This window comes from Amycolatopsis aidingensis (assembly GCF_018885265.1).
GTDB classification, from domain to species: domain Bacteria; phylum Actinomycetota; class Actinomycetes; order Mycobacteriales; family Pseudonocardiaceae; genus Amycolatopsis; species Amycolatopsis aidingensis.
Genome location: NZ_CP076538.1, coordinates 7,523,783 through 7,541,832, shown reverse-complemented (window position 1 = coordinate 7,541,832; position 18,050 = coordinate 7,523,783). Strand labels below are relative to the sequence as shown.

Annotated in this window: 21 protein-coding genes; 8 read left to right on the top strand and 13 right to left on the bottom strand. The window is 70.2% G+C overall.

Annotated features, from left to right (window positions below):
- Positions 1 to 3: 3 nt before the first annotated feature.
- Positions 4 to 1,290: an Nramp family divalent metal transporter gene (locus KOI47_RS34765; RefSeq protein WP_216211995.1), complete on the bottom strand. Its 1,287-nt coding sequence runs from the start codon at positions 1,288 to 1,290 to the stop codon at positions 4 to 6.
- Positions 1,291 to 1,390: 100 nt separating this feature from the next.
- Positions 1,391 to 1,654 carry a helix-turn-helix domain-containing protein gene (locus KOI47_RS34760; protein ID WP_216211992.1) on the bottom strand — a complete coding sequence of 88 codons (264 nt, stop codon included), beginning with the start codon at positions 1,652 to 1,654 and terminating at the stop codon, positions 1,391 to 1,393.
- 231 nt (positions 1,655 to 1,885) lie between these two features.
- Between KOI47_RS34760 and KOI47_RS34755 the strand changes: the two genes are divergently transcribed.
- Genes KOI47_RS34755 through KOI47_RS34745 form a run of 3 tightly spaced genes read left to right on the top strand, consistent with a single transcriptional unit; the run spans position 1,886 to position 3,167 of the window.
- Positions 1,886 to 2,206, top strand: a complete 321-nt coding sequence (locus KOI47_RS34755; protein WP_216211989.1) for a hypothetical protein — start codon at positions 1,886 to 1,888, stop codon at positions 2,204 to 2,206.
- A 2-nt stretch (positions 2,207 to 2,208) separates the two neighbouring features.
- Positions 2,209 to 2,751: a SigE family RNA polymerase sigma factor gene (locus KOI47_RS34750; protein WP_216211986.1), complete on the top strand. Its 543-nt coding sequence runs from the start codon at positions 2,209 to 2,211 to the stop codon at positions 2,749 to 2,751.
- 5 nt (positions 2,752 to 2,756) lie between these two features.
- Positions 2,757 to 3,167 carry a hypothetical protein gene (locus KOI47_RS34745; protein WP_216211983.1) on the top strand — a complete coding sequence of 137 codons (411 nt, stop codon included), beginning with the start codon at positions 2,757 to 2,759 and terminating at the stop codon, positions 3,165 to 3,167.
- A gap of 51 nt (positions 3,168 to 3,218) precedes the next feature.
- Here the strand turns inward: KOI47_RS34745 and KOI47_RS34740 are convergent, their stop codons facing one another.
- The gene (locus KOI47_RS34740) at positions 3,219 to 4,835 is read right to left on the bottom strand and encodes an alpha/beta hydrolase (RefSeq protein WP_216211980.1); all 1,617 of its coding nucleotides are present in this window, start codon (positions 4,833 to 4,835) and stop codon (positions 3,219 to 3,221) included.
- A gap of 186 nt (positions 4,836 to 5,021) precedes the next feature.
- Between KOI47_RS34740 and KOI47_RS34735 the strand changes: the two genes are divergently transcribed.
- Together KOI47_RS34735 and mctP are read left to right on the top strand one after the other, a co-directional pair.
- Positions 5,022 to 5,303, top strand: a complete 282-nt coding sequence (locus KOI47_RS34735) for a DUF3311 domain-containing protein (RefSeq protein ID WP_216211978.1) — start codon at positions 5,022 to 5,024, stop codon at positions 5,301 to 5,303.
- Positions 5,303 to 6,937, top strand: coding sequence for a monocarboxylate uptake permease MctP (mctP, locus tag KOI47_RS34730; RefSeq protein ID WP_216211975.1), 1,635 nt, complete (start codon positions 5,303 to 5,305; stop codon positions 6,935 to 6,937). The genes KOI47_RS34735 and mctP overlap by 1 nt, the downstream gene beginning before the upstream one ends.
- Here mctP and KOI47_RS34725 read toward each other — a convergent pair.
- From KOI47_RS34725 to KOI47_RS34710, 4 genes are read right to left on the bottom strand one after another with little or no spacing between them, the layout of a single operon-like run.
- Positions 6,914 to 7,597 carry a ceramidase domain-containing protein gene (locus tag KOI47_RS34725; protein WP_216211971.1) on the bottom strand — a complete coding sequence of 228 codons (684 nt, stop codon included), beginning with the start codon at positions 7,595 to 7,597 and terminating at the stop codon, positions 6,914 to 6,916. The genes mctP and KOI47_RS34725 overlap by 24 nt on opposite strands.
- A gap of 36 nt (positions 7,598 to 7,633) precedes the next feature.
- On the bottom strand, positions 7,634 to 8,857 hold the full coding sequence (locus tag KOI47_RS34720) for an RNA polymerase sigma factor (RefSeq protein WP_216211968.1): 1,224 nt from the start codon (positions 8,855 to 8,857) through the stop codon (positions 7,634 to 7,636).
- Entirely contained in the window at positions 8,854 to 9,198 is a 345-nt protein-coding gene (locus tag KOI47_RS34715; RefSeq protein ID WP_216211966.1) for a YciI family protein, read from the bottom strand. Before KOI47_RS34715 ends, KOI47_RS34720 begins: the two co-directional genes overlap by 4 nt.
- A 19-nt stretch (positions 9,199 to 9,217) precedes the next feature.
- Positions 9,218 to 9,574, bottom strand: a complete 357-nt coding sequence (locus KOI47_RS34710; RefSeq protein ID WP_216211963.1) for a YciI family protein — start codon at positions 9,572 to 9,574, stop codon at positions 9,218 to 9,220.
- A gap of 76 nt (positions 9,575 to 9,650) precedes the next feature.
- Here KOI47_RS34710 and KOI47_RS34705 point away from each other — a divergent pair, with 76 nt between their 5' ends.
- Positions 9,651 to 10,217 (top strand): peroxidase-related enzyme, encoded by a 567-nt coding sequence (locus tag KOI47_RS34705; protein WP_216211961.1) that lies wholly within the window; start codon positions 9,651 to 9,653, stop codon positions 10,215 to 10,217.
- On the opposite strand, the gene KOI47_RS34700 is transcribed toward KOI47_RS34705, so the two are convergent.
- From KOI47_RS34700 to KOI47_RS34690, 3 genes are all read right to left on the bottom strand, one after another.
- Positions 10,214 to 11,143, bottom strand: a complete 930-nt coding sequence (locus KOI47_RS34700; RefSeq protein ID WP_216211958.1) for a bifunctional helix-turn-helix transcriptional regulator/GNAT family N-acetyltransferase — start codon at positions 11,141 to 11,143, stop codon at positions 10,214 to 10,216. The genes KOI47_RS34705 and KOI47_RS34700 overlap by 4 nt on opposite strands.
- Positions 11,144 to 11,401: 258 nt before the next feature.
- Complete coding sequence (locus tag KOI47_RS34695) at positions 11,402 to 11,548, bottom strand: hypothetical protein (RefSeq protein ID WP_216211955.1); 147 nt, start codon at positions 11,546 to 11,548, stop codon at positions 11,402 to 11,404.
- A gap of 156 nt (positions 11,549 to 11,704) precedes the next feature.
- On the bottom strand, positions 11,705 to 12,907 hold the full coding sequence (locus KOI47_RS34690; RefSeq protein ID WP_216211952.1) for an ATP-binding protein: 1,203 nt from the start codon (positions 12,905 to 12,907) through the stop codon (positions 11,705 to 11,707).
- A 163-nt stretch (positions 12,908 to 13,070) separates the two neighbouring features.
- On the opposite strand from KOI47_RS34690, the gene KOI47_RS34685 reads away from it, so the two are divergent.
- Both KOI47_RS34685 and KOI47_RS34680 read left to right on the top strand, forming a co-directional pair.
- The gene (locus KOI47_RS34685) at positions 13,071 to 14,114 is read left to right on the top strand and encodes a glycerophosphodiester phosphodiesterase family protein (protein WP_216211951.1); all 1,044 of its coding nucleotides are present in this window, start codon (positions 13,071 to 13,073) and stop codon (positions 14,112 to 14,114) included.
- A 141-nt stretch (positions 14,115 to 14,255) separates the two neighbouring features.
- A complete protein-coding gene (locus tag KOI47_RS34680; RefSeq protein ID WP_216211949.1) occupies positions 14,256 to 14,723 on the top strand; it encodes a DoxX family protein in 468 nt (155 codons plus the stop codon).
- A gap of 4 nt (positions 14,724 to 14,727) precedes the next feature.
- On the opposite strand, the gene KOI47_RS34675 is transcribed toward KOI47_RS34680, so the two are convergent.
- From KOI47_RS34675 to KOI47_RS34665, 3 genes are all read right to left on the bottom strand, one after another.
- Positions 14,728 to 15,531 (bottom strand): ABC transporter permease, encoded by an 804-nt coding sequence (locus KOI47_RS34675; protein WP_216211948.1) that lies wholly within the window; start codon positions 15,529 to 15,531, stop codon positions 14,728 to 14,730.
- A complete protein-coding gene (locus tag KOI47_RS34670; RefSeq protein WP_216211945.1) occupies positions 15,528 to 16,499 on the bottom strand; it encodes an ATP-binding cassette domain-containing protein in 972 nt (323 codons plus the stop codon). Before KOI47_RS34670 ends, KOI47_RS34675 begins: the two co-directional genes overlap by 4 nt.
- A gap of 138 nt (positions 16,500 to 16,637) precedes the next feature.
- Positions 16,638 to 18,017, bottom strand: a complete 1,380-nt coding sequence (locus tag KOI47_RS34665) for an acetyl-CoA C-acetyltransferase (RefSeq protein WP_216211942.1) — start codon at positions 18,015 to 18,017, stop codon at positions 16,638 to 16,640.
- Positions 18,018 to 18,050 lie beyond the last annotated feature (33 nt).

The window sequence follows — 18,050 nt, the reverse complement described above, 5'->3', positions numbered from 1 at the left end:
CGGTCAGCTGAACAGGCCGATCAGCTTGTCGACGGCCAGGTAACCGAACAGCACCAGGCACAGGGTGAGCAGCCCGTTGGACAGCCAGCGGGAGCGGCCATCCGGGCCGAGCCCGCGCGAGTTCAGCAGCACCAGCAGGGTCGCGGCGAGGAACGGCATGAACAACGCGCCGAGCGCCCCGTAGGCCACGGTGAGCTGGAACGGCCGGTCAAGGAACAGCAGCGCCATCGGCGGGAAGGTCAGCCACAGCACGTATCCGCGGTAGACCGGGCTGCGCACGCCCGCCTTGCGGTCGTAGTCGGCCACCGATTCCTCCGGCGCGTCCGCGGGCAGCCGCCAGGTCCGCCACCAGTCGGCGAACAGCAGGCTGACCCCGTTCCACACGCCGATCAGCGAGCTGAAGGTCACCGCGAAGAACCCGATCAGGAACGGGATCCGGGCCCACTCGCCGTAGTCGGCGGCCAGCACGTTGCCGAGCATCAGCAGGCCCTTGTCGCCCTTGACGACGCCCTGCCCCAGCAGCAGCTCCGACCCGACGATCAACATGGCGATCACGAAGATCCCGGTGGTGACGTACCCGGCCGTGTTGTCCAGCCGCATCATCGAAAGCCACCGCGAGGAGCGCCAGCCCTTGGCCATCGTCCAGTAGCCGTAGGCCGCCATGGTGATGGTGCCGCCCACCCCGCCGATCAGGCCGAGCACGTACACGAAGGAGCCTTCCGGCAGCCGCGGGACGAAGCCGCCCGCGGCGTCCAGCAGGTTCGGCGCCACCAGGACCGCCGTGCCCACCACGGTCACGAACATGATGCCGACGAACGCCGTCATCACCTTCTCGATCAGGGCGTAGCGGCCGAACCAGACCAGCAGGAACCCCAGCACCCCGCAGAGCATCGCCCAGTACCGCACCGAGACCGCGGGGAACAGCGCGTTCAGCGGCAGCCCGGACGCGGACATCGCGGTGGCGCCGTAGACGAACCCCCACACCACGGCGTAGGCGCCGAAGTACACCAGCACCCACTTGCCGAGCGTGCGCCAGCCTGCCAGCAGCGTCCTGCCGGAGGTCAGGTGCCAGCGGCCGACCGCCTCGGCGAGGGCGATCTTGAAGACGGTGCCGACGATCACCGCCCAGAGCAGGGTGTACCCGAACCGCGATCCGGCGACCATGGTGGCCACCAGGTCCCCGGCGCCCACCCCGGTGGCAGCGGCCATGATTCCCGGACCGATCTGGCGCAGCCGCGCCCGCCAGCCCACCGGGACGGCCACCTCATCGTGCCCAACGTTGCTCGACATGCCAGGCAACGTAGCCCAGTTCGGAACTACCGGACAGGCATTGTTGGCGGTTCTTTACCGGCTACCCCGGCCCGTGGACGGGTTCGGTGTTAAACACAGCCTAGGGGGCCAGCACCGCTCCCTGGCTGTCCACAGCCGACCGCAGGCCGTCCAGCGGCAGGCCCACCGCGTCGGCCACCGCGGCGACGGTGAAGAAGGCAGGCGTCGGGATCCGGCCGGTCTCGATCTTGCGCAGGGTCTCCACCGAGATCCCCGCCTGCTCCGCGACGTCGACCATGCTCCGCTTGCCGCGCGCTTCGCGTAGGACCGCACCCAGCCGTAAGCCGCGCTCGCGTTCCTGGTCGGTCAACGGGACTCGCACCATGGATTCGATACTAGTACCGATCCAGAATGCGGGGTTCCCCCAGGTTCTCCACAGCCTGTGGACAACTCGGGCCGCAGCCTGTGGAATTCTTCCCGGTGAAGATCGTCCGCCAAATCGGTGCAACCCGCGGGCGGGTCCGGCGCATGAGTAACGGCAGCGGTGCCGCCGACCGGAGGCGGCATCCGGCTGAGATCCACTGAGATCCACATGGCGTCCACAACAGGGAGATCTATGCGTACTCGTCTTGTGCTGTCCGGCTTCGCCGTGGTGCTCGGGCTGGGGGTCGGCATTCCGCTGGTCGCGGGTGCGGACACCGCTCCGGCTGAGCCGCCCGCCACGCAGAAGCCGGTCGAGTCCACCCCAGCCCAGGAGCCCGTCCCCTCCACGCCCGCCCCGGCGCCTGCTTCCACACCCGCGGTCACGCCCAGCGAGGAGCCCACCGTCGTCCCCAGTCCGCCCGCCGCCACCCCGTCGCCGGTCTCGCAGACCCCGGTCGAGACCCGGCCAGGGGCACAGGTGCCGGTCGACATCCCGGCAGGCGGGCGCCCCTGACGGTGCCGCTTTCCTCCGCGCCGTCCGACGGCGAGTTCAGCCGGTACTTCGCCGCGCGGGTGCACTCGTTGCGCTCGACGGCGTACCTGCTGTGCGGTGACTGGCACCGGGCAGAGGACATCACGCAGACCGCGCTGCTGCGGCTGTACCTGGCCTGGCCTCGCCTTGCGCGCCGTGACGCGCTGGACGCCTACGCGCGGCGCGTCGTGGTGCGCACCTTCTTCGCGGAGAACCGGCGGCTGTGGCGGTGGCGGGAGCGGCTGGTCGGCGAGCAGGTCGAGACGCCGGTGCGGCCCGAAGGCGCTGGGCACGATCACGAGCAGCGGATGCTGCTGCGGTCCGCGCTGGCCGCCGTACCGCCACGGCAGCGGGCGGTGCTGGTGCTGCGGTACTGGGACGACCTCAGCGTCGAGGAGACGGCGGCCGCGTTGCGCTGCTCAACGGGCACGGTGAAGAGCCAGGCCGCGCGCGGGCTGGCCACCCTGCGGCAGCGGCTCGGCCCGCAGCTGGACGGGCTGTCCCTGGCGAGTGAGAAGCGGAGGTGAGGGACATGCGAGACGAGGACGTGCGTGCCCTGTTCCGCGCGGCGGGGGACGGCCCGCCGATCGGTATCGACGTTGCCGAGGTCCTGCGCCGCGGGCGGCGGGTGCGGCGCAGGAACAGGGGGCTCGCCATCGGCGCGAGCACCCTGACCACGGTGGCCGCGGTGGTGGCGATCGTGGTCACCCTCGAACCGGGGCAGCGCGGTCCCGCGGTGCCCGCGGGACCGGGGCCCGCCTCGGTGCGCGGCACACCGGGGCCGAGCACTCCCGCCACCCCGGACCCCGCGAGCCCGCCGCACACCACCGGACCGCCGAGCCCGAGTGCGACCGTCGGCCCGAGCGAGGCCACCACGCCACCATCGGTTCCGCCTAGCTCCCAGGCCCCGAACCCGCCCACGATCGCGCCGACCAGCCGATGACGAACAGGGGCCCCGCCGAGCAGGCCGCTCGGCGGGGCCCCTGGGTACGGGTCAGGCGCCTGGCGGCACCGGCAGTGGCATGCCGGGGCAGCTGGTGTCCTCGGGAACGATGCCGTCCACAAGGTAGCGCTCCACCACGCTGTCCGCGCAGGCGTTGCCACCCGCGTAGATGCCGTGGTCGCCCTCGCCGGTGATGGTCAGCATCCGGGAACCCTCGAACGCTCGGTGCGCCCGCCGGGCGCCCTCGATCGGCGTGGCCGGATCGTGCACCGACTGCACGATCAGCACCGGCGGCACGCCCTCGCCGTCCACCTTCGGCAGGTCGATCGGCTTGTTCTTCCAGAAGATGCACGGCTGGATCAACCAGCCCCAGCCGAGCAGCGGGTACTGCTTACCGAGCCGCTCGGACTGCCGGATCACACTGCGCCGGTTGCCCGGCCACGGGCCCTCGTTGCACGGGATGGTCCAGAAGCTGGCGTCGTAGGCGTCGTCGTAGTCGGTCGGCACCATCAGCGGCTGCGGGCCGGTGACCTCGGTGTCCGGGTTCTTCGCCTTGACCTCCTTGGCGACGGCCGCCTGCTGCTGGGCCGACACGCCGCCCTCGACCAGCGTGCGCACGTTCACCAGGTGCTCGGCGAGGCCGATGAAGGCCCGCTTGCTGTACAGCGAGCCTGCGATGGTGGAGTCCAGCTCGTTCGGGCCGACCCGCTCACCGTCGATCTCCACCGGACGCTCGGCCAGCGCGGCACGCACGTCCTCGTAGGTCTGCCTGGCCTGCTCCCCGGTGGTGCCGAAGTGGTACACCGAGTCGTACCGTGCCATCCACGGCAGGAAGTCCTGCCGCCACCGGCGCTCGAAGCCGAGCGGCTGCCAGTCGAAGGACTTCTTCCAGGTGGTGGTGAACTCGGTCGCCGAGTCCAGCACGAACCGCCCGGTGCGCTCGGGGAAGGTGGTCGCGTAGTGCGTGCCAAGCCAGGTCCCCGCGGAGTAGCCCACCCAGTTGATCTTGTGTCGGTCGAGCAGCAGGCGCAGCAGGTCGATGTCCCGGACCGTCTGATAGGTGTTGATCAACGGTCCGAGCTCGCCGGAGAGGTGCTGGCAGGAGTGCGCCGCGTACTTGGTCGCCTGCAGAATGAGGTTCAGGTTCCGCGGATGCCGGTTGCGCGGGTCCAGCGAGTCGCCGGTGCCGATCGCGCCGCCGCAGGTGATGTTGGTGCTCTCCCCGGTCCCGCGCGGGTCGAAGCCGATGATCTCCTGTTGCGCGCGCAGCTTCGCCTGGTTGCGCAGCCGGGCCGGGAAGATCCGGCCGGGCGCGCCGGGGCCGCCCGGGTTGGTCAGCACGCTGGCGGTCGCCTCCCCGCCGGTGGCCTTGAGCCTGCTCACCGCGATGGACACGTCGATCTTGTCGTCCACCCGGTTCCAGTTGCGCGGGGAGTTGAAGGTCGCGCATTCGATGCCCTCCGCCCCTGGTGGCGGTGGGCTGGGCAACTCGTCCTCGGTGCAGGGATGCCAGGCAAGGACCTGGTTCGCGTAGCGGGCGGGGATGTTCGTGGAGTTCAGCGGGAGGTCCTCGACCGCCCCAGCCTGCTCCGCGAGCGCCGGGGTGATCCCGGCCAGCAGGGTGCCCGCCATCGCCGGGATCAACACGGCGAGGCGCGTGCGTTTCATAGCGTTGCCCCTTATCGTTTTGTCTCTTTTTGTCGCATCCGTTTGTCTAGGCCCTCTACCTGCGACGAAACATTGATATCCGGCCGGGCCGGGGAGGGCAACCGTACGTTCGTTGGAAACCACGAACCGGTGAGAAGGGTTAAGGTCTACCCGCTCAAGCATGGCCGCGAGACGAGGTGAGGTGGCATGTCCGCAGGTAAGGCCGGTGGCGGGAGCGGGCTGCGGTTCAGCCCGTGGAACCTGCTGCTGCTCGTCCCCTTCTGGATCCTGATCACACCGCTGTACAACCGGACGGATCCGGAGCTGTTCGGCATGCCCTTCTTCTACTGGTTCCAGTTCGTCGCGATCGCCATCGGCGTGCTGTGCACCGTGCTGGTGTACCGCGGAACCAGGGACAAGCCGACCACCCCGGCACCGCCGCCGCGGGACGGGGATGTGGACGACCTGGACGAGGGGAGCCACGGCTGATGCAGTGGGTCGAACTGAGCATCTTCTGCGCCCTGTTCCTGCTGGTCACCGTGCTTGGCTTCGTCGCGTCCCGGTGGCGGGCCGCGGCCACCCTCGACCACCTGGACGAATGGGGCCTCGGCGGCCGCAAGTTCGGTTCCTGGATCACCTGGTTCCTGATCGGCGGTGACCTCTACACCGCCTACACCTTCGTCGCCGTCCCCGCGCTGCTGTTCGGCGCGGGCGCGATGGGGTTCTTCGCGATGCCCTACACGATCATCGCCTACCCGCTGGTGTTCCTGCCGCTGCTGCGGCTGTGGTCGGTGTCCAGGGCGCGCGGCTACGTCACCCCGGCCGACTTCGTCCGCGGCCGGTACGGCTCACCGACCATGGCCCTGCTGGTGGCGGTGACCGGCATCGTCGCCACCATGCCCTATATCGCGCTGCAGCTGGTCGGCCTGGAGGCGGTACTGCGCACGATGGGGTTCAACGAGTCCGGTTTCCTCGGACACCTTCCGTTGCTGATCGCCTTCGTCATCCTCGCGCTGTACACCTACCAGTCCGGGCTGCGCGCGCCCGCGCTGATCGCCTTCGTCAAGGATGTGCTGATCTACCTGGTGATCCTGGTGGCGGTTGTCTACCTGCCGGCCAAGCTCGGCGGCTGGGGCGAGATCTTCGGGGCGGCGCGGGAGAAGTTCGCCGCCACGCCGTCCCCGAACGACGGGATCCTGCTGAACGGGAACAACCAGCTGCAGTACGCCACCCTGGCGCTGGGCTCGGCACTCGCGCTCTTCCTCTATCCACATGCGGCGACCGGGGCGCTGGCCTCCCGCGGCCGGGACGTGCTGAAGCGGAACATGTCGGCGCTGCCTGCCTACTCGGTGCTGCTCGGCCTGCTGGCGCTGCTGGGCTTCATGGCGATCGCGGCGGGTACCGAGCCGTTGCTGAACAACGCCACCGGCAGGCCGGACGGCAACACCATCGTGCCGAACCTTTTCGACGACATGTTCCCCTCCTGGTTCGCCGGGATCGCCTTCGCCGCGATCGGGATCGGCGCGCTGGTGCCCGCGGCGATCATGTCCATCGCCGCGGCGAACCTGTGGACCCGCAACATCTACAAGGAGTACCTCAGGCGCGGGGCCACCCCGCGGCAGGAGGCCAGGCAGGCCAAGGCCGCCTCGCTGGTGGTGAAGTTCGGCGCGGTGCTGTTCATCGTGGGCATCGACCCGCAGTACGCGATCGACCTGCAGCTGATCGGCGGGGTGATCATCCTGCAGACCCTGCCCGCGGTGGCCATCGCGCTGTACACCCGCTGGCTGCACCGGTGGGGCCTGATCGCGGGCTGGCTCGTCGGCATGGGCTGGGGCCTCTACCTGCTCTACACCATCCCCAACCCGGCCGCGGGCAAGGAGCATTTCGGCGGCTCGGCGCTGGCGCTCGGCAAGCTGAACCTGTTCGGCTGGGAGCCGTTCGCCGGTTCACCGGTGCAGATCTACGTCGGCATCGTCGCGCTGGTGGCCAACCTGGTGGTGGCCGCGCTGGTCACCCTGCTGGCCCGCAGGCTGCGGGTGTTCCCTGGGCTGGACACCACGAAGCTGGCTGACTACCACGTGGACGAGCACGACGAGAACCTACGCCCGGTTGGCAGCGGGTGAGCGAGGCCGGACCTGCTCGGCCCTGCTCAGCGCGGTGTGCGAGACCAGGTACAGCACGCAGGCGTTCAGCAGGTGCCACAGGAAGTGTGTGCCGGGCGGGAAGCTGCCGCATACCGAATGGTCGGCGGTCCGCAGCGAGAGCGACACCGTGAACACCCCGCCGGCCAGCGCGAAGCTGCGCCAGTACGGCCGCAGGGTGTGGTCCCTTGCGAAGGCCAGCAGCAGGGCGAAGGCGAACAGTCCCAGCAGCGGCGCCAGGTAGCTGGAGCCGAACCCGATGCTGGAGAACACCGCGGTGACCAGCGCGGTGAAGCCGATGAAGGCGGGCGCGGCCAGCCAGGCAAGGCGCGGGCGGACCCCGAAGAACAGGCGGGGGAACAGCACCGCGTAGTACAGCACGAACACCAGGATGAACCCGGAGTCCGCGGCCGCGGCCCAGCGCTGGGCCAGGGCGTGGAAGGCGGTGCTGGCCAGGAAGATCAGGCCGAGCAGCACGGCCAGGGTGCGGGCGAGCCTCGGATCGGCCGCGGTCCGCGCCTTCCGCCAGATCAGCATCGCCGCGACCAGGAAAGCCAGGTTGCTGACCGTGTTCAGCGGCTCTCCCCACAGCCCCGGCGCGATCCGCTCGCAGTAGTTGTCGACGTAAGCCGTCCAGTCCACGCGCTCCGGTGTAACAGACGACGGCCAAGAATGCTCTCAGCCGCAGTCGTCCAGCCTGCGCAGCAGGAACCGGCGTTGCGGCTGCGAGCACGGCAGCAGCAGCGCCCGCCGGTAATGGTCGGCGGCCACTTCCGGCTGCCCGGCTTGCAGGTACAGGGCGCCGAGTGCGGCGGGAAGGGGCAGGTGGGTGGCCAGCCGCGGCTCCTCCCGCAGCGCTTCCAGCTCGGCGATCCCTGCCGTGGGTCCGTGCACCATCGCCAGTGCGATCGCCCGGTTCAGCCGGGTGACCGGGGACGGCCGCAGCCGCAGCAACTGGTCGTACAACTCGAGGATCCGGGCCCAGTCGGTGTGCTCAGGGCGCTCCGCGGCGATATGACACAGCACGATCGCCGCCTCCACGTGGTAGGCCGACAGGTCCGGCCCGGTGCAGGCCGCTGCGAAGGTGCGGGTGCCCTCGGCGATCAGCGCCCGGTCCCAGCGCGTGCGATCCTGGTCGGGCAGCAGCACCAGGTCGCCGCACTCGTCCACCCTGGCAGGCAGCCTGCCTGCCTGTAGCAGCAGCAGCGCCAGCAGGGCCCTGGCCCGCGGCAGGTCGGTGCGCCGGTCGGCGAGCAGCAGCCTGCCGAGCCGGATCGCCTCCCCGCACAGTTCGCCGCGTACGGCGGCGTCCCCACTGGTGGCCCGGTAGCCCTCGGTGAACAGCAGGTACAGCACCGCCAGCACGCTGTCCACCCTGGCGGGTAGTGCCTCGGCCGGGGGCAGCTCGACCCGTTGCCCGCACTCGCGCAGCCAGCGTTTCGCCCGCACCAGCCGCTGGGCCACGGTCGCCGGCCTGGCCAGCAGGGCGCTGGCGATCTCCGGCACGCCGAGGCCGCCGACGGTCTTCAGGGTCAGCGCCACCTGGGACACCTGGGGCAGCTCCGGGTGGCAGCACAGCAGCATCAGGGCCAGCTCCGCGTCCCCGGTCGCCGGGGTGCCCTGCTGCCCGAGGCAGGCGAGTGCGGGCAGCTTCGTGCGCAGGGTGCGTTCCCTGCGCAGCAGGTCCATGGCGCGGTTGCGGGCCGCGCGCAGCAGCCAGGCCCGCGGATTGTCCGGCACCCCGGAGTGCGGCCAGGTGCGCAGCGCCTGCTCCAGCGCGTCGGCAACGCAGTCCTCGGCGAGGTCGAGCCGGTCCGCGCCGAGGGTACGGGCCAGCGTGGCGGTGATCTGCCCCGCGCTGTGCCGGAACAGGTGCTCCACCACGCTGGCCGGTACGGTCATTCGAGGGTCAGCTCCCTGATCTCGAGGTACCCGAACTCGAGGTGCGGGTGGTCCTTGCACAGCTCGACCGCCTCGTCCATGCTCTCCGCCTCGAACACGGCGTAGCCGCCGATCACATCCGGCGCCTCGGCGAACGGCCCGGTGCTGACCACGACGCCGTCACCGTTCCTGCGCAGCACCTTCGCCTCGTCCGCCAGCCCGGCGCCGCCGAGCAGCCTGCCCTGCGCGCGCAGCCGTTCGTCCCAGGCGAGATAGGCCTGCAACGCCTGCTCCGCCCGCTCCGGATCCGCCCACGCCGGATCGTCGGCACCGCCGACCGCGAAACCGATGTACTTGGTCATCCCGCCTCCTGTTCAGCTCCTAGTCCGTGCAGCCCTGTTCGCCGATGGCCCTTACCTCGATCGACCCGATCGCCAGGTGCGGATGGCTACCGAAGATCTTCTCCGCCTCGTCCAGATCGGCGGCCTCGAGCACCAGGTAGCCGCCGACGATCTCGTTCGACTCGGTGTGCGGGCCGTCGGTCGAGGCAGGCTCGCCCCCGGCGAGGCGCAGCACCCTGCCGCTACGGGACAGCCCGCCGCCACCGACCGGGGTGCCAGCCTGCTCCCGTTCGGCGTTCCACGCGAGGTACTCGTCCAGGGTGCGCTGGGCCTCGTCCGGGCTGAGCCCGGTGTAGGCCTGGACCGGGTTGCGCAGGAACCCGACATAACTGGGCATGGTCTCCTCCTTCTGGGTTGATCCGCCGGTATGACGAACGAGACCGCGCCGAATCGACACCACTAGGGTGGCCAATATGGGTGACCAGGTGAGCAGGTTCGGCGCCGTCGAGCCGGAGGAGCTGCCCGCGGACCTGCGCGAACGGATCGAGGTGATCGCGGAGAAGTCCGGGTTCGTGCCGAACATCTTCCGCGCGCTCGGGCACCGGCCAGCCGAACTGCGGGCCTTCCTGGACTACCACGACGCGCTGATGGAGCGAAGGGACGGCCTGAGCAAGGCCGAGCGGGAGCTGGTGGTGGTCGCCACCTCCGGCGCGAATCACTGCACCTACTGCGTGGTGGCGCACGGTGCGATCCTGCGGATCCGGGCCAAGGACCCGGAACTGGCCGACCGGGTCGCCAGCAACCCCTGGCAGGTGGAGCTGGATCAGCGCGGCAGGGCGATCGTGGACCTCGCGCTCGCGCTGGCGCGCGACTCAGCCCGTTTCGGCGAGGAGCACCTGGCCGCGGCCAGGGCAGCGGGGCTGACCGAGGACGAGATCTGGGACGTCGGCGCGATCACCGCCCTGTTCGCCATGTCCAACCGCCTGGCCCACCTCACCGCGCTGCGGCCCAACCCCGAGTTCTACGGAATGGGCCGCTAGAGGTCCCGCCGCCAGGTCTGGCCGACCACCTCGCGGCCGAACCGGTGCTGCGCCTGCTGCTCGACCAGCTCGAACCCGGCCTGCTGGTAGATCCGGCGCGCGGCGACCAGCACGTCGATGGTCCACAGCTCGATCGCGGTGTACCCGGCCGTGCGGGCGAAGTCCAGGCAGCCATCGACCAGCTTCCGGCCGATGCCCAGCCCGCGGGCCTGCGGCTCGAGCAGCAGCAGCCGCAGCTTCGCGGTGTGCGCATCGGCGCCCGGCATGCAGAAGATCGAGCCGGCAGGCTCCCCGTCCAGCTCGGCGATCCAGGCCGCCTGGCGGGTGCCCGGCCGCGCCTGCCCGTACTCGGCCACAACCTGCGCCACCAGCGCCTCGAAGGTGTGGTCCAGGCCGTGCTCGGCGGCATAGCGGACCCCGTGCCGGTGCACCACCCAGCCCAGGTCCCCGGCCCGCGGCGGCCGCAGGAACACCGCGGGCTCCCGCTCGCGCCCGCCGACCAGCCTGCTGATCGTGCCCATGGCGGCCAGCAACCGCCGCTGGTCCGGCTCGGCAAGCCCGGCCAGCAGCTCCCCGACCTGCGCGGTGCTGCGTTCCTCCAGGTCCGCCTGGGTTCGCCTGCCGTCGTCGGTGAGCCGGACGGTCTGCCGCCTGCCGTCGGTGGCCGAGCGTTCCCGGACCAGCAGGCCGCGCCGTTCCAGTTTGGCCAGCAGCCTGCTGGCGTAACCCGGATCCAGGTCCAGCTCCCGGCGCAGGTCGGTGACCTCGGTGAGGTCCTGCTGGGCGATCTCGAACAGCAGCCGCGCCTCGCCGAGGGTGTAGGGCGTGCCCACCAGCCCCTCGTCCAGCACCCCGATCACCCGGGTGTAGAGCCGGTTGAACGCCCGGACCTGGGCCACCCGGTGGGCGGGCACCTGCTGATTCATTGACCATCACAACCAATCAGTTGACTAAGTCAATGATATGGGCGCATGCTGCCCAGGCAAGCGAAAAGATGGGGGGCGAACATATGGAAACCCCGTGATGCTGCCAGGTCGGGGGTCCGCCAGCATCACGGGGTCATGGGGGGTATCGACGCCGCATCGGGCGGCGTTACATTCGTTATCGAATGTGTCCTAGGTCACTCGATCGGGTGTAGGTCGGACGGGCGTACGGCGTCCTGCCTGCGCCGTGCTTACGCCCGGTCAGCGCATGTGGGCCTGCCGGGCCTGCGCCATGGCGATCAGTTCCTGGCGCATGGTTGAGCTGGCCGCGTTGTCGATCGCGCGGTTGACCGCCCGCCGGGTGCGGGCCTCGGCGCGGCGGGCGCGGAGCTTGGCGGTGAGGTTCATGGTGTCTGCATCCCCTTGCGACTCGTCATCGGCTACCCCTCTAGTATGCACCTTTTTTCACAAAGTCGCCATTGATCGTCCGGTGAATCAGGGCACACGCCGATGAATCATCGGCAACATTCCGAGTTTGGCCGCCAGTCTTCCGACACTAGCCGTTCACTCGAGCTCCCCGCCGCGGCCGAGCAGGTAGTTGCCGAAGTGCGGGACGGTGAACGCGATATGTCCGCGCTCGGCGGAGTACACCAGCCCCTTCTTCATCAGGCTGTCCCGCGCGGGGGACAGCGAGGAGGGCTTGCGGCCGAGGTACACCGCGACATCCGAGGTACCGGCGCTCTCGTCCTTTCCCCTGGTCAGCTCGGCCATCGCGATCAGGTACTCGCGCTCGGCCGGGGTGGCCCGCTCGTAACGCGAGCCGAAGAAGCCCACCGCAAGCTCGGCCTCCGCATCGGGCGCGGCCACCCGGACGTCCTCCGCGGTGATCGGGTCCGAGGGCGCGGCATCCCAGGCCGCCTTGCCGTAGGCCTGGATGAAGTAGGGGTACCCGCCGGAGGCGTGGAACAGGGCGTCCAGCGCGTCCGGGGCGATCCCGGCCTCCTCCCGTTCCACCGGCGCCAGTACCGCGCGGTCGGCGTGCTCGCGATCCAGCCGGTCGATCCGCATGTACTTGAACAGCCGCTCGGAATAGGACTTCGATGCCGACAGCACCGCGGGCACGTGCGGCAGCCCCGCGCCGACCACCACCAGCGGCGCCCCGGACTGGGAGAGTTCGTGACAGGCCGCGCACAGCGCGGAGACATCCTCAGGGCCCAGGTCCTGGATCTCGTCGATCAGCAGCGCCACCCCGGTCCCGACATCCGCGGCCAGTTCGGCCACATCGGTGAACAACTCGACCAGGTCGATCTCGATGTCCCCGGAGTCGGCCCTTCCGGTGGCCGCGGGTACGTCGATCCCCGGCTGCCACTTGTCCCGCATCTTCGAGTCCGAGCGGCTGGCCCGCAGCGCGAACGCCTTCAGCACCGCGAGCACCTCGTCCACCCGGTCCGGTGCCCGGTGCCGCACCGCCAGGTCGCGGATCGCCCGGTGCAGCGCGGCGGACAGCGGGCGGCGCAGCTCGGCGTCCGGGCGCGCCTCCACCTTGCCCGCGCCCCAGCCCCTGCGCACCGCCATCGAGCGCAGCTCGCCGAGCAGCACGGTCTTGCCGACCCCGCGCAGCCCGGTGAGCACGAGGCTGCGCTCCGGCCGCCCGCGCGCCACCCGCTCCAGTACCACCTCGAATGCCTTCAGCTCACGTTCGCGGCCTGCCAGTTCCGGCGGGCGCTGGCCGGCGCCGGGAGCGAACGGATTCCGCACGGGGTCCATCCATCACAATCTATTGGGTTGTCTAGCGTCCGCCCGATATTCCGGAAGAAACCGCTACCCGCGTGTCGGGTTTGTCCCTCCGGTCTCCCGCTGTTGTTTCCCCAGCCGTCACGTCGCTGTGTGAGTCTCGGCCGGACCCTTCACCGAACGGCTGGGGAGAGACATGAAACGCAGATACGGCCTGGTGGCGCTGGTGGCGGTGCTGGTAGCCGGGTTGCTCGGCACCGGGACGGCACAGGCCTGGCCGCGCAAGCGGCTGGACATCCAGGCACACCGCGGTGGGATCGGGCTCACCGTGGAAGGCACGCTCGCCGCCTTCGCCAAGGCCATGGAGCTCGGCGTGACCACCCTGGAGCTGGACATCCAGATCACCGCCGACGGCCGGGACGTGGTCACCCACGACCGCAGGATCAACCCGGGCAAGTGCGCGGACACCGCCCCGGTCACCCCGGGGGACCCGGACTTCCCCTACGCGGGTAAGTACATCAAGGACCTCACCTTCGCGCAGGTCCGCACGCTGGACTGCGGTTCGCAGCGGCAGCCGAACTATCCGGACCAGGAGCTCTCGCCGGGGGCGAAGATGCCCACCCTGGCCGAGGTGTTCGCGCTGGCAAGGCGGCATCGCGCCTGGGGGATGCACTTCAACATCGAGACCAAGGTGGAGGCGGCCGCCCCGGAGGAGACCGCGCCGCGCACCCGGTTCGTCCGCCGCGCGGCCTGGGAGATCACCTGGTCCGGGTTCGCGCACAACACCACCATCCAGAGCTTCGACTGGGGCGCGCTGATGGAGATGCGCCGCACGGCGCCGTGGCTGAAGCTGGTCGCGCTCACTCAGCCCAGCTTTCTCGAGGTGGGCCGGCCGGGTAAGTCCCCGTGGCTGGGCGGGCTGGACATCGACGACTTCGGCGGCAGCCCGGTGCGCGCGGCGAAGTCCTTCGGTGCCCACGCGCTGTCCCCTGTGCACGGCTACCCGCAGGGCGGCAGCGTGCACGACCCGGACTACGTCCCGTTCACCACCGAGGAGCTGGTGGACGAGGCGCACCGGGCGGGCATGAAGGTGGTGCCGTGGACCGTCAACGACAAGGCCACCATGCACAAGCTGATCGACGACGGCGTGGACGGGATCATCACCGACTACCCGGATCGGCTGCGCGAGGTGGCTGCGGAGCGCGGATTCCGGCTCCCGCGGTCCTACCCGGCCCGGTGAGCACTCCGGCTAGCCTTCGCTAGCACTTTCTAGTGTCAGCTCTATATTCGGGTAGAGCTCGCTAGTTCGCCGGAGCGTGAATATGGCCGCGAGCGGGTAGCTTCGAGGTGAACCAGTTCTCATCTCAGGAGGGCGACGATCGTGATTGTGCGTCGACTGGCCCGCCCGCTGCTTGCGGCCATATTCATCTCCGGCGGTATCAATGCGCTGCGGGATGCCCAGGGGCACGCCAAGGCGGCGGAGCCGTTGCTGAACCGCACCATCGGTACCGAGACCGTGGACGCGGTGACCCTGGTCAGGGCGGACGCCGCGGTCAAGGTCGGCGCCGGTACCGCGCTGGCGCTTGGCAGGCTGCCGCGGTTGTCCGCCGTCCTGCTGCTGGGCAGCCTGGTGCCCACCACGGCCGCCGGTCACCCGTTCTGGGAAAGCGAGGACCCCGGCGAGCGGCAGCAGCAGTTGATCCACTTCCTGAAGAACGCCGGTCTCGCGGGTGGCCTGCTGCTGGCCATGGCGGACACCGGTGGCAAGCCGTCCCTTGGCTGGCGAGCCCGCCGCGCCGCCCGCAAGGCGGGTGAGCAGGCCGGCGAGCTCGCCGACAGGGTGCGCTAACGGGTCACCTGCTCGCCACCCGCCGGTACCGGGCGACCGCCAGCGGGGCGAAGATCGCCACCACCGCGACGCAGCAGAGGATCGCGTACAGCGAGGCGTTCTCCGCGGGCCAGCCGGACGGTGCTGGTCCGAACCGGTTGCCGAACAGGTCCCTGGTGGCGTTGATGACCGCGGTGAACGGGTTCCACTCGGCTACCGGCCGCAGGAAGGCAGGCAGGTCGGAGGTGAGCACGAACGCCGAGGACACGAAGCTGAGCGGGAACAGCCAGATGATCCCCGCGCTCTGCGCGACCTCCACGCTGCGGGCCACCAGCCCGATCCAGGCGCCGACCCAGGACAGCGCGAAGGCGAACATGAGCATCACCAGGTAGCCCAGCACCGCGTCCAGGAAGCTGCCCCGGATACGCCAGCCCACGATCAGCCCGCAGACCGACATCACCACCAGCGCGACCACGCTGACCGCGAGGTCGGAGGTGGTGCGGCCGAGGACCACCGCGAGCCGGGACATCGGCAGCGAGCGGAACCGGTCGATGATGCCCTTCTGCAGGTCGTTGGCGAAGCCGACCACGGTGAAAGCCGAGTTGAACGCCATGGTCTGGGCGAAGATCCCGGCGATCAGGTACTCGCGGTAGGCGGGCCCGCCTGCCTCGCCACCGATGGCCTCGCCGAAGACGTAGGCGAACAGCAGCACGAACATGATCGGCTGCAGGGTGGCCGACATCAGCCATTCCGGGTTCCGCCGGACGTTCATCAGGTTGCGCCAGGCGACCACGCCGCCATCGGAGAAGCTCTTCGCGATCGTGTTCATGCCGGCAGTTCCTCCTCGGTGGCGTGGCCGGTCAGGGAGAGGAACACGTCGTCAAGGGTGGGCCGGTGCAGCGCCACGTCCTGCACCACGACGTTCTGCCCGTCCAGCCTGCGCAGGGCCTCGATCAGGGCCTTGGGCCCGGTGTCCACCAGCACGTCCACCTTGCGGGTGTGCTCGTCCACAGCCGGGGTGCCGCTGCCGACCTCGGCCAGCACCCGCGCGGTCGCGGGCAGGTCCTCGGCCGCGGCCACCACCAGCTCCAGCCGCTCCCCACCGATCTGGCCCTTGAGCTGGTCCGCGGTGCCCTGGGCGATCACCCTGCCCTTGTCGATCACCATGATGTTGTCGGCGAGCTGGTCGGCCTCCTCCAGGTACTGGGTGGTGAGCAGCACGGTCGTGCCGTCCGAGACCAGCTCCTTGATCACGTCCCACATGTCGATCCGGCCGCGCGGGTCCAGCCCGGTGGTCGGCTCGTCCAGGATCACCACGGTCGGCTCGGCGACCAGGGCCCCGGCGAGGTCGAGCCGCCGCCGCATGCCGCCGGAGTACCCCTTGGCGGGCCGGTCGGCGGCCTCCTCGAGGCGGAACCGGGCGAGCAGTTCCCGCGCCCGTGCCTTGGCCGCGGACTTCTTCTTGCCGTACAGCCTGCCGACCATGTACAGGTTCTCGGCCCCGGTCAGGTTCTCGTCCACCGCGGCGTACTGCCCGGACAGCCCGATCGCGTGCCGCACCGCGTCCGGCTCGGCCAGCACGTCGTGCCCGGCTATCCGCGCGCTGCCCGCGTCCGGTTTCAGCAGGGTGGCCAGGATCCGCACGGTCGTGGTCTTCCCCGCGCCGTTCGGCCCGAGCAGCCCGAGCACCTGCCCGGAGTGGATCTCCAGATCGACCCCGTCCAGCGCCCTGGTCGAGCCATAGGTCTTCACCAGACCTTGTGCACGCACCGCAACATCGTTGTCGGGCCGGCCCATGTCATACCCCCTTCAGAAGTATGCGGGCATGCTAGGCGTGACCACCGACAATTGTCCTCCGGAATAACCCGGAGTTCTCCCTGAGCTGACTACGGCTGACCGCGGCCGGCTACACAGTGTCGACCGCCCGGGCGCCCGTCAGCGTTCCAGGATCGCGGTGACCCCCTGGCCGCCCGCGGCGCAGATGGAGATCAGCCCGCGCCCGGAGCCCTTTTCGTGCAGCAGCTTGGCCAGGGTGGCGACGATCCGGCCGCCGGTGGCCGCGAAGGGGTGGCCCGCGGCGAGCGAGGAGCCGTTCACGTTCAGCTTCGCCCGGTCGATCGCCCCCGGAGGGGTGTCCAGGTGCAGCTTCTCCTTGGCGAAGTCCGGGTCCTCCCATGCCTTGAGGGTGGCCAGCACCTGGGAGGCGAACGCCTCGTGCACCTCGTAGAAGTCGAAGTCCTGCAGGGTGAGCCCGGCCTTGGCGAGCAGCCGCGGCACCGCGTACGCGGGTGCCATCAGCAGGCCCTCGCCGCCGTGCACGTAGTCCACCGCCCCCGTCTGGGAGAGGGTCAGGTACGCCAGCACCGGCAGGTTGCGCTCCTTGGCCCACTCCTCGGTTGCCAGCAGCACGGCCGAGGCCCCGTCCGAGAGCGGGGTCGAGTTGCCCGCCGTCATCGTGCCCTCCGCGCCGCCGAAGGCGGGCTTGAGCTTGCCCAGCTTCTCCGCGGTGGAGTCGGCCCGCAGGTTCTGGTCCCTGGACAGCTTCAGGTACGGGGTCAGCAGGTCGTCGAAGAAACCGCGGTCGTAGGCTGCGGCCAGCCGCTGGTGGCTGGTGGCGGCGAGCTCGTCCTGCTCGGCGCGGCTGATGTCCCATTCCTTCGCGGTGAGCGCCGCATGCTCGCCCATGGACAGCCCGGTGCGCGGCTCGGCGTTGCGCGGGATCTCCGGCACGATGTGCCCCGGCCGGAGTTTGGTCAGCAGCTTGAGCCGCTGCCCGACCGTCTTGGCCGCGTTCAGCTGTACCAGCAGCTGCCGCAGGTCGTCGTTCACCGCCAGCGGTGCGTCGCTGGTGGTGTCCACCCCGCCGGCGATACCGGACTCGATCTGGCCCAGCGCGATCTTGTTCGCCACGTTGATGATCGCCTGCAACCCGGTGCCACAGGCCATCTGCACGTCCGCGGCCGGGGTCTCCGGCGCCAGCTCGCTGCCCAGGACGCTCTCCCTGGCCAGGTTGAAGTCGCGGGAGTGCTTGAGCACCGCGCCAGCCGCGACCTCGCCGATCCGCTCACCCTGCAGCGCGAACCGGCTGACCAGCCCGTCCAGCGCCGCGGTGAACATGTCCTGGTTGGAAGCCTTGGCGTAGGGGCCGTTGGACCGGGCGAACGGGATGCGGTTGCCGCCGATGATGGCGACCCTGCGCGCGCCGGAGCCCGCCTTCGGTGCGGGCTTGGGTTTGGCCGCACCCTTGTTCGCGGCGGCCTTGGTTGTCCGCCCGCGCCCGCTCGGCGCCTTGTCCGGCTTCTCGGCTGAGCTCATGTTTCCTCCAGCGCCCACTGTGCTATTCGACCG